This is a genomic window from Citrobacter sp. Marseille-Q6884 (assembly GCF_945906775.1).
Classification (GTDB): Bacteria; Pseudomonadota; Gammaproteobacteria; order Enterobacterales; family Enterobacteriaceae; genus Citrobacter.
This window is the reverse complement of sequence record NZ_CAMDRE010000001.1, coordinates 443,270-459,555: the sequence shown is the minus strand read 5'-3', so window position 1 is coordinate 459,555 and position 16,286 is coordinate 443,270. Positions and strand designations below refer to the sequence as shown.

Genomic DNA, 16,286 nt, shown 5'->3' with positions numbered 1-16,286 from the left:
GGGAGAGGCATTGCGCCTCTCCGGGAGGGTTATTTGATGTAGTGCACGTGCTCGCAGATTTCGTCCACGATAGGGCCGCGACGTTCAGCGAACTGCTTTTTGTTTTCAGCGATCAGGTTGTTGCCGTGGGTGTCGATGGAGACAATCAGCGGGCCGAACTCTTTTACCCGACAAACCCACAGGGATTCCGGCATCCCGAGCTCCGTCCAGTGCACTTCTTCGATCTCTTCGACCTGCGTTGCGGCAACCACCGCACAGCCTGCCGGGAAGATCACATGCAGTGCTTTGAACTGCTTACATCCCTCTTCAGTCAGCGGTCCCATACCGCCTTTGCCGACCACCAGCTTCACGCCGGTTTGCTCGATAAACTCTTTTTCAAAGGCTTCCATACGCATGCTGGTGGTGGGGCCGATGGAGACCATCTCCCATTTTTCACCGTTCTTACGCACGATCGGCCCGGCGTGGAAAATGGCTTTCCCCTTCAGATCGAAAGGAATGGGGCGCTTAAGTTCGATTAACCGGCGATGACAGACGTCGCGACAGGTGACTAATGTCCCGGTCAGGTAAATCACATCGCCAACGCGGATGTCTTCCAGATCTTCGGCTTTGATCGGGGTTGTCAGGATCTTTTTCATAACGCGCTCCGGGTATGAGACAGATTTTCGAAGGAGAGGTCGGCATGAACCCGCAGCGTGCCGCGACGATGCGCCCAGCAGCCGGTAGAAACGGCAACGCCAATCGTTGAGGGGTGGCGCGCGGCGGATTCGATATGCACACCCATGACGGAACTGTTGCCGGTCAGTCCTTGTGGACCAATACCCAGACGATTAAGACCGTCCTCCAGGCGCTGTTCCAGCTCGGCCGCTTTCGGGTTCGGGTGGCGTGTGCCGATGGGGCGCAGAACCGCTTTACGTGAGAGCACGGCGGCGGTTTCCACCGACGTGGCAATACCGACGCCAACCAGCACCGGCGGGCAGGCGTTCACCGCCAGCGTTGAGATGTTTTCAAAGACAAATTTCACGACGCCTTCGTAGCCTTCGGAAGGCATTAACACGGTGGAGCGCCCTGGCAGCGTACAACCGCCGCCCGCCATGTAGACTTCGATTTCTGCATCGTCACCGTCCGGGATGATGTCCCAGGTGACCCACGGCACACCGGTACCGGTGTTTTTGCCGGTATTGATTTCGTTAAAAATCTCCACCGCATTGTGGCGCAGCGGCGCTTTCACCGTCGCATCTTCAACGGCCTGTTTGAGAATGCTTTGGAGTTCGCCCAGCAGCGGAAAGCGTGATCCGACTTTCACAAAGAACATGATTTCGCCGGTGTCCTGACACGCCGGGCGATTCAGGTCGATAGCTTTCTGCATGTTATCGAACATGGTGTGGTAGATGATTTTACCCATCGGCGAAGTTTCACCTTCCCGTAGCTGTTTTAATTTATCCACGACATCGTCGGGCATCCGGGTAGAAATCATGGCGGTAAAGTTAGCGACAATGTTCGTCAGCGTATTGACCGCGTGTTGGTTATTTTGATTGCTCATCATGTCAACTCCAGTTCTTTTATTTATCTGGAAATAAATTCTCCGGCACAAGCTACCACTAAATGTATGGGTTTATATTTTTTGCCGCCGTGAATATCCAATTAACAGTTCGTGAATGATGACGAAATAAGGCAATAAAAATTGCGCAAAGGCAGGGTTTACGTCGCCACAGGGAATTACACTGCGGCTAACAACATCATGGATAAACCGAATATGCTGAATACATATCCTCTGGCGAAAGACCTGCAGGTGCTGGTTGAAATTGTGCATAGTGGAAGCTTTAGCGCAGCGGCAGCGACGCTCGGACAAACGCCCGCATTTGTGACCAAACGCATTCAGATCCTTGAGTCCGCGCTTGGCACAACGCTGCTCAGCCGCTCCGCTCGCGGCGTAGCGTTAACCGAAAGCGGGCAGCGTTGCTATGAGCATGCGCAGGAGATCCTCGCCCGCTATCAGCATCTGGTGGATGACGTTACACAAATCAAAACGCGCCCGGAAGGCATGATTCGCATTGGCTGTAGTTTTGGTTTTGGGCGAAGCTATATTGCTCCCGCAATTACCGAATTGATGCATTGTTACCCTGAATTACAGGTACATTTCGAACTCTTCGATCGGCAAATTGATTTAGCGCAGGATAATATTGATCTGGATATTCGTATTAATGATGATATCCCGGACTATTATATTGCGCATTTGTTAACGAAAAATAAAAGAATATTGTGTGCCGCACCCGCGTATTTGCAAAAATATGGTGAGCCAGTGACGTTGCAGGAATTAAGTCGCCATGATTGTCTGGTGACAAAAGAACGCGATATGACCCACGGCGTATGGGAACTGGATAACGGGCAGGAGAAAAAGTCGGTCAAAGTTGCGGGGCATCTTTCTTCCAACAGCGGTGAGATTGTGTTGCAGTGGGCGCTACAGGGAAAAGGGATAATGCTGCGCTCTGAATGGGATGTGCAGCCGTTTCTGGCAAGCGGTGAACTGGTTCGTGTACTGCCAGAATATGCGCAAAGCGCCAATATCTGGGCGGTTTACCAGGAGCCTTTGTATCGCAGTGTGAAGCTGCGTGTATGTGTGGAGTTTCTGGCAACGTGGTGCCAGCACCGCCTGGGTAAACCTAATGAAGGATACCAGGTTCCCCACGCCGGATAAGACATTTAACGTCGCTATCCGGCAATACCATTACTCGGGATCTTTTTCGCGCTTTTTCTTCAGCTTGGTCCATATCTTAGTCTCCTGACGACGCCACAGACGTTGGATGTTGTCATGGTGGCGGAGGAGAATTAAGCACGATAGCATGGAAACCGGAAAGGTGAACTGGGGTTTGAACCACCAGACATAGAATGGCGCGATCAGGGCGCTGACGATGGCTCCTAACGATGAATAGCCGCTCAACAAGACGGTCAGTAGCCAGGTTCCGGCCATCACACCCGTTAAGTCCCAGCCAATTGGCGCAATTGCACCAAAAGCGGTGGCGACGCCTTTCCCACCTTTAAAGCCGAAGAATACCGGCCATATGTGGCCCAGGCAGGCAGCAATGGCAATCAATCCCAACCAGAAGGGACTCACGCCTAGCGCGTATGCGCCCCACACGGGTAACATACCCTTCAGGACGTCGAAAATCAGCACGGCGAGAGCGGCTCCTTTGCCACCGATTCGCAACACGTTTGTCGCGCCCGGATTCCCAGAACCGCTGTCACGCGGGTCCGGCAATCCAGCGAGGCGGCATACCAGAATGGCACTGGAAATTGAGCCGCAGAGGTACGCGAAGATGATCATTCCAGGCGCGATTGCACTCATAAGCTGTTCCGTTTTGAAAATGTCGTGTAAAACGCTACTTCCGTGGATAATACGCATATTTCGCCGGAAGTGGTATCCGGGTTAGCCAAAAAGCAGGCAGGTCGTGATGGATATTGTATTTATAGAGCAACTTTCAGTAATCACCACTATCGGTGTTTACGACTGGGAACAAACGATTGAACAAAAACTGGTGTTCGATATCGAAATGGCGTGGGATAACCGTAAATCAGCCAAAAGCGATGATGTTGCCGACTGCCTGAGCTATGCTGATATCGCTCAAACGGTTGTCAGCCATGTGGAAGGCGGGCGTTTCGCGCTGGTTGAACGTGTGGCGGAAGAAGTGGCGGATCTCCTGCTTAGCCGTTTTAATTCTCCGTGGGTACGTATCAAACTCAGTAAACCTGGGGCGGTAGCCCGGGCGGCAAACGTCGGCGTTATCATTGAGCGTAGCAATAATCTGAAAGAAAATAATTAATTTAATAATTTCTAAATCAAACAGGTATAAAAGGGCCTGACGTCGGTTCTTTTTGACCGTGGCTTTCTATCTAGGGGTTTATTGATGAGTGATATGCACTCGCTGCTGGTGGCGGCAATTTTGGGTGTGGTCGAAGGGTTGACGGAGTTTTTACCTGTCTCCAGTACGGGCCATATGATTATTGTTGGCCACCTGCTGGGTTTTGAAGGTGATACCGCAAAAACATTTGAAGTCGTGATCCAACTGGGGTCCATTCTGGCGGTCGTGGTGATGTTCTGGCGACGTCTGTTTGGCCTGATTGGTATTCACTTTGGCAGAACCCCGCATGAAGGCACGGGAAAAGGGCGGTTGACGTTGGGGCACATCCTGTTGGGGATGATTCCGGCAGTGGTACTGGGTCTGGTGTTCCACGACACCATTAAGTCACTGTTTAACCCAATCAACGTGATGTATGCGCTGGTTGTGGGTGGCGTGTTGCTGATTGCCGCTGAATGCCTGAAACCTAAAGAGCCACGCGCACCGGGTCTGGATGATATGACGTATCGCCAGGCGTTTATGATCGGCTGCTTCCAGTGTCTGGCGCTGTGGCCGGGTTTTTCCCGCTCCGGTGCGACCATCTCGGGTGGCATGCTAATGGGCGTGAGCCGTTACGCGGCGTCTGAGTTTTCGTTCCTGCTGGCTGTGCCGATGATGATGGGCGCGACGGCGTTGGATCTCTACAAGAGCTGGTCATTCCTGAGCGCGTCAGATATTCCGATGTTTACTGTGGGCTTTGTGACGGCGTTTATCGTGGCGCTGGTGGCGATCAAAACGTTCCTGCAACTGATCAAACGTATCTCGTTTATCCCGTTTGCGATTTACCGTTTTATCGTGGCGGCTGCGGTTTACGTGGTGTTCTTCTGATCATGATGCCGTGCCGGACAGGGGCGTAAACGTCTTATCCGGCACGGCATCACAGACGTTTTATGCTTTCGGGCAACGCTGTTCCTTCCAACTGGCCACCGCCGCAATACGGCGTCGGGTCAGCTCCTCACGAATTTCCGGACCTTTGAATCCCGCCTCGACGACATCTTTTGTTGGCACAGACTGCGCAACCTGCCAGGCTTCGCGCAGCAGTCTGCCTTGTGGGTAATCTGCCGCTTCAAAACCGGTTCGACCGCGTACGTCGGCTTCACTTGTCAGGGCGATTTGCTCCACGCGCTGCGGTTTGCGCCAGGCATCAATGGAATCAAATAGCTTAACGATGGTTTTCGGTTGCAGGATCGGGAAGGTATGAATGAGATCGTGAAACTCACAGACCAGTTTGGCTAAATCACGGATGTCATTGGGGACGCGCAGGCGCTGACACAGCTGTTCTACCAGCTTAACCCCCGCCGGACCGTGACCATGATGACGCGGCCAAAGCGCAGGTGGCGTTAATGCCTTGCCGAGGTCGTGACAAAGCGTCGCGAAACGGATATCAACGTTCGGGCTTAACATGGCAGCCATCGACAGCGTCATCAGCGTGTGAATGCCTGTATCGATTTCCGGGTGCCATTGAGCCGGTGCCGGAACGCCAAACAGGGCATCGATTTCCGGGAACAGAACGCGCAGTGCGCCACAGTCGCGCAGAACCTGGAAAAATACCTGCGGATTACGGGTCGTAAGGGCATTTTCTGTCTCTTTCCATACCCGTTCTGGCGTTAGGTGTTCCAGCTCGCCAGCGGCGGTCATGTCGCGCATCAGCGCCATGGTTTCATCGGCAATACGGAAACTGAGGTGCGCATAGCGGGCGGCAAAGCGCGCGACACGCAACACGCGTAGGGGATCTTCGCTAAAGGCTGGGGAGACATGGCGTAGCAGACGGTTTTCCAGATCCTGACGCCCGTGATAGGGATCGATAATCTCTCCGTCGTCATCGCGAGCCAGCGCGTTAATGGTCAGATCACGGCGTTGGAGATCGGCTTCCAGCGTCACATCTGGCGCGGCGTAGCAGACGAATCCTGTGTAACCTGAACCTGATTTTCGCTCAGTGCGCGCCAGCGCATATTCTTCCCGCGTTTGCGGGTGAAGAAACACGGGAAAATCGCGACCTACCTGCTGGTAGCCCGCGTCAAGCATCTCCTGCGGCGTGGCGCCGACAACGACCCAATCTTTATCTTTAACCGGTAGCCCTAATAACGCATCCCGAACAGCACCACCGACCAGATAAATCTTCACGCCACTTTCCTTTTGAAAAAAATATCCCTTAATCATATGTCAGTGTGGCGGAGAAGGCGATTTAGTTCATCCAGCGGTCTTTGCGCTTACGGCTTGGGATCATGTGCGGCAGAACCAGACCCAGCAACAGGCCAAGCCCTAACACGCCGCCACCATACATAAACCACTGCATGATGATGGTACGCTGCTTGTCATCAAGCTGAAGGTTGGCTGCGCTGACTTTCTTTTGCGCCACGATAAGCTCGTTCTTCAGCTTCTGATTTTCTTCTTTCAGTCCGTCGATAACGCTGTCGCTTTGCGCCACTTTTTGCTGCATATCGGCGGTACGCTGGTTCCACGTGGTGTCGATATTATTGAGCTTGTCCGTCAGCGTTTTGACCTGGTTTTCTAAATCCGGGACGCGGGTACGCAGGCTTGGCGTACTGTTCAGCTCTTTCAGCGGGATCCAGGCCGTACGCCCGGTGCTGTCTTTCACCTGAGCGTAGTTGGTGTTGGCATCGGTTTGTAATAGCGTGACTTCCTCGCCTGCGTTCACCGTACCCACGAGGCGATAATTATCCCCCGGACCGCTGCGGACCCAGGTGTTCAGTTCATCAGAGACATAGCGCTTTTCTTCGGCATGGGAGACTGCAGTGGCGCTAAGTGCAAGTAAAGTTAATCCAATCAGGCGTAATTTTGGCATCAGGCTGTCGTTATTGTCATAGAAAGTGGAACGATAGTAGTGGCATCAGTGTCTCTACGCAAAGCATTCGACATCAATCGGAATCATCTGTGTCCTTTTTGCCACCACTCGAAACTTTTACGCCCGTCAAATTGCTCGTTGCATGGCAATTTGGCGCAAAATACTATCTACTGACAATTAAGAATGCACTAAGTTCGCAGTCTGTTTTCTCAACTGTGACATAACCCATAAGTACAAGACCATGGCCCAGGAAATCGAATTAAAATTTATCGTCAATCATGATGCTGTAGATGCGCTACGTGAACGTTTAAATACGCTGGGGGGAGAGCATCATGCGCCCAGCCAGCTGTTGAATATTTATTACGAAACGCCGGATGCGTGGTTGCGCGGTCATGATATGGGGCTGCGTATTCGAGGCGAGAAGGGTCAATACGAAATGACCCTGAAAATTGCCGGGCGCGTGACGGGCGGATTACATCAGCGACCGGAATACAACATCGCGCTCAACGCGCCGGAGCTGGATCTCGCGCAGTTTCCTGCCGAGGTGTGGCCGAATGGCGAGCTACCCGCCGATCTTGCGGCGCAGGTGCAACCGCTGTTCAGCACCGATTTTTATCGCGAGAAATGGCTGGTTAACGTGGAGGGTAGCCAGATTGAAATCGCCCTCGACCAGGGGGAAGTGAAAGCCGGTGAGTTTGCTGAACCTATCTGTGAACTGGAGCTTGAGCTATTAAGCGGTGATACCCGCGCGGTGCTGAAGCTGGCTAACCGGCTGGTGTCGCAAACGGGTTTACGCCAGGGGAGTCTGAGCAAGGCGGCACGTGGTTATCATCTGGCGCAGGGGAATTTGCCGCGCGAACTCAAACCGACGGGTATTTTGAAGGTCCCTGCGAAGGCGAGCATTGAGCAAGGACTGGAAGCGGCGCTGGAACTGGCATTATCGCAATGGCAATACCATGAAGAGTTGTGGGTACGCGGTGTTAAAGGGGCGAAAGCCGAGGTGCTGGCGGCAATGGGGTTGGTTCGTCATATCCTGATGCTGTTTGGCGGTAATGTCCCGCGTAAAGCGAGCGCTCACTTACGTGATTTGCTGACGCAGTCGGAAGCCACCATTGCCTCAGAGGTTTCTGCTGTCTCGGCGGTTTACAACACGCAAACGGCGATGGCAAAACTGGCGCTGACGGAATGGCTGGTGACCAAAGCGTGGCAACCGTTCCTGGATGCGAAGGCGCAGGGAAAAATTGCTGACTCCTTTAAACGTTTTTCCGATACCCATCTCTCACGCCACGCTGCTGAACTGAAAACGACGTTTGGTCAGCCGTTAGGCGATCAGTATGCTGACCAGATCCCACGCCTGAATCGCAATATCGATAGCATTCTCATGCTGGCGGGATACTACGACGAGATGGTTGCATCGGAATGGATTGCCAACTGGCAGGGCTTGCGTCACGCCATTTCGACCCGCCAACATATTGAAATTGAACACTTCCGTAACGAAGCAATCTCTCAGGAACCGTTCTGGCTGCATAGCGGAAAACGATAATCAGGCCTCTGGGGCCAGAACAGTGTGTAAGCCGGATAAGGCGATGCGCCGCCATCCGGCATCATTCAAAGGATACCCCTTAAATGAAGCAGCTCTCTTCACCGTTACAGCAGTACTGGCCAACCGTTGTCGAGCGGCTGCCAGCAGCAATTTCTGAGGCTTCACTTAGCATTCAGGCGAAGTCAGTGCTTACATTCAGTGATTTTGTCCGCGATAGCCTTATTGCTCACCCTGAGTGGCTGGCTGAGCTGGAAAGCGCGCCGCCTCAGGCTGATGAATGGCAGCACTATGCCGACTGGCTACAGCAAGCATTAAGTGAAGTTAATGATGAAACGGCGCTGATGCGCGAACTTCGTCTGTTTCGTCGTCGCATCATGGTGCGTATCGCCTGGGCGCAGACGCTGTCGCTGGTGACGGAAGAGAGTATTTTGCAGCAGTTAAGCCATCTGGCTGAAACACTGATTATTGCTGCCCGGGATTGGTTGTATGACGCCTGCTGCCGCGAGTGGGGCACGCCCTGTAACCCGGAGGGTGTTGCGCAGCCGCTGTTAATTTTAGGCATGGGAAAACTGGGCGGCGGCGAGCTGAACTTTTCCTCCGATATCGACCTGATTTTCGCCTGGCCGGAACATGGCTGTACGCAGGGTGGACGGCGCGAACTGGATAACGCGCAGTTTTTTACCCGCATGGGGCAGCGACTGATCAAAGTGTTAGATCAGCCGACAATGGATGGGTTTGTCTATCGCGTGGATATGCGCTTGCGCCCGTTTGGCGACAGTGGGCCGCTGGTGCTGAGTTTCTCCGCGCTGGAGGATTACTATCAGGAGCAAGGCCGCGACTGGGAACGCTACGCCATGGTTAAAGCGCGCATTATGGGGGATGCTGACGGGACTTATGTCAGTGAGCTGCGCGCTATGCTGCGACCGTTTGTCTTCCGTCGCTATATCGACTTCAGCGTCATCCAGTCTCTGCGTAACATGAAAGGGATGATTGCCCGTGAAGTGCGCCGCCGTGGCCTGAAAGACAATATCAAACTGGGCGCGGGCGGTATTCGGGAAATTGAATTTATCGTTCAGGTCTTCCAGCTTATTCGCGGCGGTCGTGAGCCATCGCTGCAGTCCCGCTCGCTCTTACCGACGCTCAGCGCCATCAATACGCTTAATCTGCTGTCTGATAACGACGCGGAACAACTGCGCGCGGCCTATCTTTATCTGCGCCGTCTGGAAAACCTGCTGCAAAGTATCAACGACGAACAGACCCAAACGCTGCCGGGTGATGAGTTAAATCGTGCTCGCCTGGCGTGGGGTATGGCCGCAGATGACTGGCAATCGTTGAGCGACGTGTTGGCAGTACATATGAGTAACGTGCGCCGGGTCTTTAACGAATTAATTGGCGATGACGAAACCGATACCCAGGAAGAGTCGTTGTCAGAGCAGTGGCGCGAGTTGTGGCAGGATGCATTGCAGGAAGATGACACCACGCCGGTATTGATGCATCTGGCGGATGACGATCGCCGCCGTGTGTTAACCCTAATTGCCGATTTCCGCAAAGAGCTGGATAAACGAACGATTGGCCCACGTGGACGCCAGGTGCTGGATCATTTAATGCCGCATCTGCTGAGCGATGTTTGTTCCCGTGATGATGCTTCAGTGCCGCTGTCGCGTATTACCCCGCTGCTGGTGGGGATTGTGACCCGCACTACTTATCTGGAGCTTCTCAGCGAGTTTCCCGGCGCGCTGAAACATCTCATTTCTCTGTGCGCGGCTTCACCGATGGTGGCCAGCCAGTTGGCGCGTTATCCATTGCTACTCGACGAACTGCTTGATCCGAATACGCTATATCAGCCGACCGCGACGGATGCTTATCGTGATGAGTTACGTCAGTATTTGTTGCGAGTACCGGAAGATGACGAGGAGCAGCAGCTGGAAGCGCTGCGCCAGTTTAAGCAAACACAGTTGTTGCGTATTGCGGCGGCTGATATTGCCGGAACTCTGCCGGTGATGAAAGTGAGTGATCATCTGACCTGGCTGGCGGAAGCCATTATTGACGCGGTGGTTCAGCAGGCCTGGACGCAAATGGTCGCCCGTTACGGTCAGCCAACGCACCTTAGCGATCGCGAAGGTCGCGGTTTTGCCGTTGTCGGTTATGGCAAGCTGGGCGGTTGGGAGTTGGGATACAGTTCCGATCTCGATTTGATCTTCCTGCATGACTGTCCGATGGATGTCATGACGGACGGTGAGCGTGAAATTGACGGGCGGCAGTTTTATCTGCGCCTGTCACAGCGCATTATGCATCTTTTCAGTACCCGCACCTCCTCCGGTATTTTGTATGAGGTGGATGCGCGTCTGCGTCCGTCCGGTGCTGCGGGTATGCTGGTGACATCTATGGAAGCGTTCTCCGATTATCAACGCAATGAAGCCTGGACGTGGGAGCATCAGGCGCTGGTGCGCGCCCGCGTGGTATATGGCGACCCGCAACTGACCTCTCAGTTTGACACGGTGCGTCGCGATATTATGACGCTCGCCCGTGACGGAAAAACATTACAGACTGACGTGCGTGAAATGCGTGAGAAAATGCGTACGCACCTGGGTAATAAGCATCGCGATCGTTTTGATATTAAAGCCGATGAAGGCGGGATCACCGACATTGAGTTTATTACGCAATATCTGGTGCTGCGCTATGCCCATGAAAAACCGAAGCTGACACGCTGGTCGGATAACGTGCGCATTCTGGAGTTGCTGGCGCAAAACGACATTATGGATGAGCAGGAAGCGCTGGCGCTTACCCGTGCTTATACGACGCTGCGTGATGAACTTCACCACCTTGCACTGCAGGAACTTCCGGGGCATGTCGCGCCGGAGTGCTTCAATGCTGAGCGTACGCTGGTGCGTAACAGCTGGCAGAAGTGGCTGGTTGCCGAGTGAAGTATGCTATTATCGCGCGCAAATTTTAAGACCCTCAGAGAATCTCTCAGGAGACAGGAATGAAAGTAACGCTGCCAGAGTTTGAACGTGCAGGAGTCATGGTTGTCGGTGATGTGATGCTGGATCGCTACTGGTACGGACCTACCAGCCGTATTTCACCTGAAGCGCCGGTACCGGTGGTCAAAGTGGACACCATTGAAGAACGTCCCGGTGGCGCGGCAAACGTGGCGATGAACATTGCCTCTCTGGGAGCGAATTCGCGTCTGGTGGGCCTGACGGGTATTGATGACGCAGCACGTGCGCTCAGTAAAACGCTGGCGGACGTGAATGTAAAATGTGACTTCGTTTCTGTGCCGACGCATCCGACAATCACCAAACTGCGCGTACTTTCCCGTAACCAGCAACTGATTCGCCTGGATTTTGAGGAAGGTTTTGAAGGCGTCGATCCGCAGCCGCTGCATGATCGTATTAACCAGGCGCTGGGTTCAATCGGTGCACTGGTGCTTTCTGACTACGCCAAAGGGGCGCTGGCCAGCGTACAGCAGATGATTACCCTGGCCCGTAAAGCTGGCGTGCCGGTGCTTATCGATCCTAAAGGGACGGATTTTGAACGCTATCGCGGCGCAACGCTGTTAACACCGAACCTTTCCGAATTTGAAGCGGTGGCGGGTAAGTGTAAAAGCGAGGACGAACTGGTTGAGCGTGGCATGAAGGTGATTGCTGATTTTGACCTTTCTGCACTGCTGATCACGCGTTCCGAGCAAGGTATGACGCTGCTGCAACCAGGTAAAGCGCCGCTGCATATGCCGACCCAGGCGCAGGAAGTGTATGACGTGACCGGTGCGGGTGATACGGTCATTGGCGTGCTGGCGGCAACGCTGGCGGCAGGTAATACGCTGGAAGAGGCGTGCTATTTTGCGAATGCGGCAGCCGGTGTTGTTGTCGGTAAATTGGGGACATCTACCGTTTCTCCCATTGAACTGGAAAACGCCGTGCGTGGTCGTGCGGAAACCGGCTTTGGCGTGATGAGCGAAGCTGAGCTGAAACACGCCGTGGCCAGCGCGCGTAAGCGCGGTGAGAAAGTGGTGATGACGAATGGTGTGTTCGATATCCTGCACGCAGGCCACGTCTCTTATCTGGCGAATGCGCGCAAGCTGGGCGATCGTCTGATCGTTGCGGTAAACAGCGATGCTTCCACTAAACGTCTGAAAGGCGAAACGCGTCCGGTTAACCCACTTGAACAGCGAATGATCGTGCTGGGGGCGCTGGAATCCGTCGATTGGGTGGTCTCGTTTGAAGAAGATACTCCACAGCGGCTGATTGCTGGCATCCTGCCGGATCTGCTGGTGAAAGGCGGCGATTATAAGCCGCAAGAAATTGCCGGCAGCGAAGAGGTGTGGGCTAACGGTGGCGAAGTGTTGGTGCTCAACTTCGAAGACGGTTGCTCAACGACCAATATCATCAAAAAGATCCAGAAAGACAGCGATAAAGCGTGAATGCTGGAAATGCATCGAACTTTTCGTTGCGGTGCACTTCCTCCTGTTGACGCTGTTGTTTTTTCAACCTAAAGTACAGGAATAAGGGTGAGAGGGGATTTCTCCCCCCTCTGATTGACTGTTAGTAAGCGTGGAAACTTATCAGTAACAGCACAACCAGTATGATGACTCGCTTCATCATAACCCTTTCCTTATTAAAGCCCCTTCTTCGAGAGGGGCTTTCTCGTTGCAGCCCCTTGCTGACGAAGCGATTGTTGGTGTGTGCCCATACTGGCGCAAGGGCTTTCTCGCCTCGCCTTTCTATTGCTGGATCGACTACGCAAAACAGCGGTTCTCCTGGTTAACTGAACGTCGAACAGTGCGTGATCTTAATTCCGGTGATGGACTTTATTGGTTCAACGGTTATCCCCTCGCAGATTTCGCAGGAAAATGTGAACCTGGCTATCGATTTGCGCACATTATGTACATAACCACTTTGCGTATAGGGAAATACTGAAATCAGAAAAAGCATATGGCCTTAACAGATATTCAATAACTGGAGGGTATGCTCATGAACAGCAATATGTATTCACTGAACAATTTCGATTTCCTGGCCCGGAGTTTTGCCAGGATGGAGGCTGAGGGCCACCCTGTTGATATCCAGGCTGTAACGGGAAACATGGATGAAGAGCATCGCAGCTGGTTTTGCAAACGGTATGCACTCTATTGCCAGCAGGCAACAGAAGCGAAGAAATTAGAACTGGAACACTAACCGATTAACGGGCCTTGCGGCCCGTTGTTGTTTTTATTCTTGCGGATCGACAGGGGGGATAGCGGGCGCTGGCTTAACTTCGGCCACTTTTTCACGCGCTTCCAGGTCTGTCAGGCGTTGCTCAAGCAGCGCCAGCTTTTCACGGGTACGCAGTAAAACCTGGGTTTGCACATCAAATTCTTCGCGGCTTACCAAATCCAGGCGCGTCAGCTGAGACTGCAACGTTTGACGGATTTTTTTCTCGACGTCTTCCCCAAACTCCCGGATCCCTTTCGGCATCGACTCGTGAACCTGACGAGCAATCTGCTCAATTTTTTTCGGGTCAATCATTGTGGTTTCCCTGAACTGGTACGTGATGCTGCCTATTGTAGTGCGATATGGCACAGGCATAAACCAGAATTGTGTGAAGCTAAGTCGAGTAAATGCGTTGATGAAGGTAATCAATAGCGTTATAGTTAACCCGCTTATTCTCAGGGCGGGGCGAAATTCCCCACCGGCGGTAAATCAACTCAGGTTGAAAGCCCGCGAGCGCTTTTTGCGAAAGTAAAAAGGTCAGCAGATCCGGTGTAATTCCGGGGCCGACGGTTAGAGTCCGGATGGGAGAGAGTAACGATCCAGTCGGGCATGGACCCGCTCACGTTATTTTTTTGCCGCTTAGACGGTACTCCTAAGACTGCCCTGATTCTGGTAACCATAATTTTAGTGAGGTTTTTTTACCATGAATCAGACGCTACTTTCCTCTTTTGGTACGCCTTTCGAACGTGTTGAACATGCGCTGTCTGCGCTGCGTGAAGGACGCGGTGTCATGGTGCTGGACGACGAAGATCGCGAAAACGAAGGCGATATGGTGTTTCCGGCAGAAACCATGACCGTTGAACAGATGGCGCTGACCATCCGTCACGGTAGCGGTATTGTGTGCCTGTGCATCACTGAAGACCGACGCAAACAGCTCGATCTGCCTATGATGGTGGAAAATAACACCAGCGCATACGGCACGGGCTTTACTGTGACGATTGAAGCTGCAGAAGGCGTGACTACCGGTGTTTCCGCTGCTGACCGTGTTACTACGGTTCGCGCGGCGATTAAGGATGGCGCGAAACCTTCCGATTTGAACCGTCCGGGACACGTTTTCCCGTTGCGTGCTCAGGCTGGTGGTGTATTGACCCGCGGTGGTCACACTGAAGCCACTATCGACCTGATGACACTGGCAGGGTTTAAACCCGCAGGTGTACTGTGCGAACTGACCAACGATGACGGCACCATGGCTCGCGCGCCGGAGTGCATCGAATTTGCAGGCAAGCACAATATGGCTGTTGTCACTATCGAAGATTTAGTGGCTTACCGTCAGGCGCACGAGCGCAAAGCCAGCTAAGTACTTTGCCGCGCCTGTCGTGGCGATGTGTAAAAAAACCGAAGTCCGTTTTCTGGCTTCGGTTTTTTATTATCCAATGATCACGTTCGACATCGTTCCCGCATCTCAACATTCTATTTGTCAGTAGGGATTGTCTATTTAAAGAGTATTATGAATATCAGTTTTACACTGACCGTATTTCCTGTCTGAAAATAGATGAGTAGCCATATTTAATGGGGTTATTCGTTTTCGTGAAGATTCGTATTGTTCGAACTGTCTGTAAATATTATTCCGAAATATGATTACGTAGATTTTTTCTTTTTAATAAGGATTGAATTGATTGGCTTTAGCTACTGATTTATATGATCGAAATCATAGGTTTGTTTCTGTAATATGCCACTATATAGGTAGGTCAGAATTAAATTGTGTAAAATTTTAACGTTAAATGTTTAATGATGTTAAATTTTAAGGGTAAAAGAATGTTTATTGCCTGGTATTGGATTGTCTTAATTGCACTCGTTGCGGTGGGTTATTATTGCCATATGAAACGTTATTGCAAAGCCTTTCGGCAAGACAGAGATGCGTTACTTGAGGCACGCAACAAGCTGTTTCGTGGTGCGAACGAGGGTGAGCGTACGGCAAGGGATCCCGAATAATTCCTATCGCCATTGTGCGGTCGTTGAGGCGGATGCTCAGAGCAGCAGAATCACATCCGCCACCTGTATTATCCGATCCCCATCGATTGTAAAATAACTAGGCTGAGTCCCATTACGGACATTCCACAGAGCACGCCATAGCTGGGATTATTATTGGGATCGATCTCTTTCGCCAGTGGCATCAGTTCATCAACGGATAACGCGACCATAATACCGGCTACCGCAGCCATTATTGCCGCCATGATTACGGGTGAAATCAGACTGCCCAAAATTAACCATGCCAGTACGCCACCCAGTATTTCCGCCATGCCTGAAATGCCAGCCCAGAATATCGCGATACGTTTAGAACCTGTTGCGGCATAGACGGGACCGGCAACGGCGAGTCCTTCAGGAATATTATGTAACGCAACCGCCAGGGCAATACCAAAGCCCAGTTCGAGGTTGCTGCTGGCCGTTACAAACGTCGCGATCCCTTCCGGGAAGTTGTGCAGACTGATGCCGAGCGTTAATAAAATAGCGGTGCGTTTAATAGAGCCGGGTAAAGGCTGTTTTGTCTTTTGCACCAGATCCTGAGGATGCGCATGCGGCAGCAGGCGATCCAGTCCAAAATAACCCAACAGGCCAACAATAAACATTCCGTAGCCGAGCACCGGCGACATTCCTTCAGCGGCCAGTGCGGCGGGTAACATCTCCATCAAGGAGATAAGCAGCATGATCCCTGCCGCAAAGCCCAGAGAAAAGGCGAGAAGGCGATTAGAGGGCTTTTGTCCCAGCACGCCAAGAAACGCGCCAATAAAGGTGGCGGCCCCCGCCAGTAAAGTCAGAAGTAAAGGTACTGACATCGACAAATCCAACTCCTTATCAAT

The 16,286-nt window shown here is 52.6% G+C and carries 17 protein-coding genes and 1 riboswitch; of the genes, 9 read left to right on the top strand and 8 right to left on the bottom strand.

The features are described 5' to 3' along the window. Positions 1 to 29: 29 nt before the first annotated feature. Together ttdB and ttdA are read right to left on the bottom strand one after the other, a co-directional pair. Complete coding sequence (gene ttdB / locus N7268_RS02035; RefSeq protein WP_260861636.1) at positions 30 to 635, bottom strand: L(+)-tartrate dehydratase subunit beta; 606 nt, start codon at positions 633 to 635, stop codon at positions 30 to 32. Then, positions 632 to 1,543: a L(+)-tartrate dehydratase subunit alpha gene (ttdA, locus tag N7268_RS02030; protein WP_260861635.1), complete on the bottom strand. Its 912-nt coding sequence runs from the start codon at positions 1,541 to 1,543 to the stop codon at positions 632 to 634. The genes ttdB and ttdA overlap by 4 nt, the downstream gene beginning before the upstream one ends. 210 nt (positions 1,544 to 1,753) lie before the next feature. Here ttdA and N7268_RS02025 point away from each other — a divergent pair, with 210 nt between their 5' ends. Then, positions 1,754 to 2,695: a LysR family transcriptional regulator gene (locus N7268_RS02025; RefSeq protein ID WP_260861634.1), complete on the top strand. Its 942-nt coding sequence runs from the start codon at positions 1,754 to 1,756 to the stop codon at positions 2,693 to 2,695. A gap of 30 nt (positions 2,696 to 2,725) precedes the next feature. On the opposite strand, the gene plsY is transcribed toward N7268_RS02025, so the two are convergent. After that, complete coding sequence (plsY, locus tag N7268_RS02020) at positions 2,726 to 3,343, bottom strand: glycerol-3-phosphate 1-O-acyltransferase PlsY (RefSeq protein WP_198905723.1); 618 nt, start codon at positions 3,341 to 3,343, stop codon at positions 2,726 to 2,728. Positions 3,344 to 3,449: 106 nt separating this feature from the next. Here plsY and folB point away from each other — a divergent pair, with 106 nt between their 5' ends. After that, positions 3,450 to 3,818, top strand: a complete 369-nt coding sequence (gene folB / locus N7268_RS02015) for a bifunctional dihydroneopterin aldolase/7,8-dihydroneopterin epimerase (RefSeq protein WP_198905725.1) — start codon at positions 3,450 to 3,452, stop codon at positions 3,816 to 3,818. Positions 3,819 to 3,902: 84 nt separating this feature from the next. Then, positions 3,903 to 4,721, top strand: coding sequence for an undecaprenyl-diphosphate phosphatase (gene bacA / locus N7268_RS02010; RefSeq protein ID WP_260861633.1), 819 nt, complete (start codon positions 3,903 to 3,905; stop codon positions 4,719 to 4,721). Between the two features lie 60 nt (positions 4,722 to 4,781). On the opposite strand, the gene N7268_RS02005 is transcribed toward bacA, so the two are convergent. Together N7268_RS02005 and N7268_RS02000 are read right to left on the bottom strand one after the other, a co-directional pair. Continuing rightward, positions 4,782 to 6,017, bottom strand: a complete 1,236-nt coding sequence (locus N7268_RS02005; protein ID WP_198905729.1) for a multifunctional CCA addition/repair protein — start codon at positions 6,015 to 6,017, stop codon at positions 4,782 to 4,784. Between the two features lie 61 nt (positions 6,018 to 6,078). Beyond that, entirely contained in the window at positions 6,079 to 6,699 is a 621-nt protein-coding gene (locus tag N7268_RS02000) for a TIGR04211 family SH3 domain-containing protein (RefSeq protein ID WP_137382547.1), read from the bottom strand. Between the two features lie 241 nt (positions 6,700 to 6,940). Between N7268_RS02000 and N7268_RS01995 the strand changes: the two genes are divergently transcribed. The 3 genes from N7268_RS01995 (at position 6,941) to hldE (ending at position 12,662) form a co-directional block, all read left to right on the top strand. Next, complete coding sequence (locus N7268_RS01995; RefSeq protein ID WP_260861632.1) at positions 6,941 to 8,242, top strand: inorganic triphosphatase; 1,302 nt, start codon at positions 6,941 to 6,943, stop codon at positions 8,240 to 8,242. An 83-nt stretch (positions 8,243 to 8,325) separates the two neighbouring features. Then, positions 8,326 to 11,166 carry a bifunctional [glutamate--ammonia ligase]-adenylyl-L-tyrosine phosphorylase/[glutamate--ammonia-ligase] adenylyltransferase gene (gene glnE / locus N7268_RS01990; protein ID WP_260861631.1) on the top strand — a complete coding sequence of 947 codons (2,841 nt, stop codon included), beginning with the start codon at positions 8,326 to 8,328 and terminating at the stop codon, positions 11,164 to 11,166. Positions 11,167 to 11,225: 59 nt separating this feature from the next. Continuing rightward, the gene (gene hldE, locus N7268_RS01985; RefSeq protein WP_260861630.1) at positions 11,226 to 12,662 is read left to right on the top strand and encodes a bifunctional D-glycero-beta-D-manno-heptose-7-phosphate kinase/D-glycero-beta-D-manno-heptose 1-phosphate adenylyltransferase HldE; all 1,437 of its coding nucleotides are present in this window, start codon (positions 11,226 to 11,228) and stop codon (positions 12,660 to 12,662) included. Between the two features lie 121 nt (positions 12,663 to 12,783). Here hldE and N7268_RS25155 read toward each other — a convergent pair whose 3' ends face one another. Further along, entirely contained in the window at positions 12,784 to 12,843 is a 60-nt protein-coding gene (locus N7268_RS25155) for a type I toxin-antitoxin system Ibs family toxin (RefSeq protein ID WP_409929194.1), read from the bottom strand. Positions 12,844 to 13,206: 363 nt separating this feature from the next. Between N7268_RS25155 and glgS the strand changes: the two genes are divergently transcribed. Beyond that, positions 13,207 to 13,413, top strand: a complete 207-nt coding sequence (gene glgS / locus N7268_RS01980; protein ID WP_198905738.1) for a cell surface composition regulator GlgS — start codon at positions 13,207 to 13,209, stop codon at positions 13,411 to 13,413. A 33-nt stretch (positions 13,414 to 13,446) separates the two neighbouring features. Here the strand turns inward: glgS and ubiK are convergent, their stop codons facing one another. Continuing rightward, a complete protein-coding gene (gene ubiK, locus N7268_RS01975; RefSeq protein WP_198905740.1) occupies positions 13,447 to 13,743 on the bottom strand; it encodes a ubiquinone biosynthesis accessory factor UbiK in 297 nt (98 codons plus the stop codon). A 132-nt stretch (positions 13,744 to 13,875) separates the two neighbouring features. After that, positions 13,876 to 14,025: riboswitch (FMN riboswitch) on the top strand. 106 nt (positions 14,026 to 14,131) lie between these two features. Here ubiK and ribB point away from each other — a divergent pair. Next, positions 14,132 to 14,785, top strand: a complete 654-nt coding sequence (gene ribB / locus N7268_RS01970; protein ID WP_038633931.1) for a 3,4-dihydroxy-2-butanone-4-phosphate synthase — start codon at positions 14,132 to 14,134, stop codon at positions 14,783 to 14,785. Positions 14,786 to 15,243: 458 nt separating this feature from the next. Further along, on the top strand, positions 15,244 to 15,420 hold the full coding sequence (locus N7268_RS01965) for a hypothetical protein (RefSeq protein ID WP_260861627.1): 177 nt from the start codon (positions 15,244 to 15,246) through the stop codon (positions 15,418 to 15,420). Positions 15,421 to 15,488: 68 nt separating this feature from the next. On the opposite strand, the gene zupT is transcribed toward N7268_RS01965, so the two are convergent. Next, positions 15,489 to 16,262, bottom strand: coding sequence for a zinc transporter ZupT (zupT, locus tag N7268_RS01960; RefSeq protein ID WP_260861626.1), 774 nt, complete (start codon positions 16,260 to 16,262; stop codon positions 15,489 to 15,491). Positions 16,263 to 16,286: the final 24 nt, after the last annotated feature.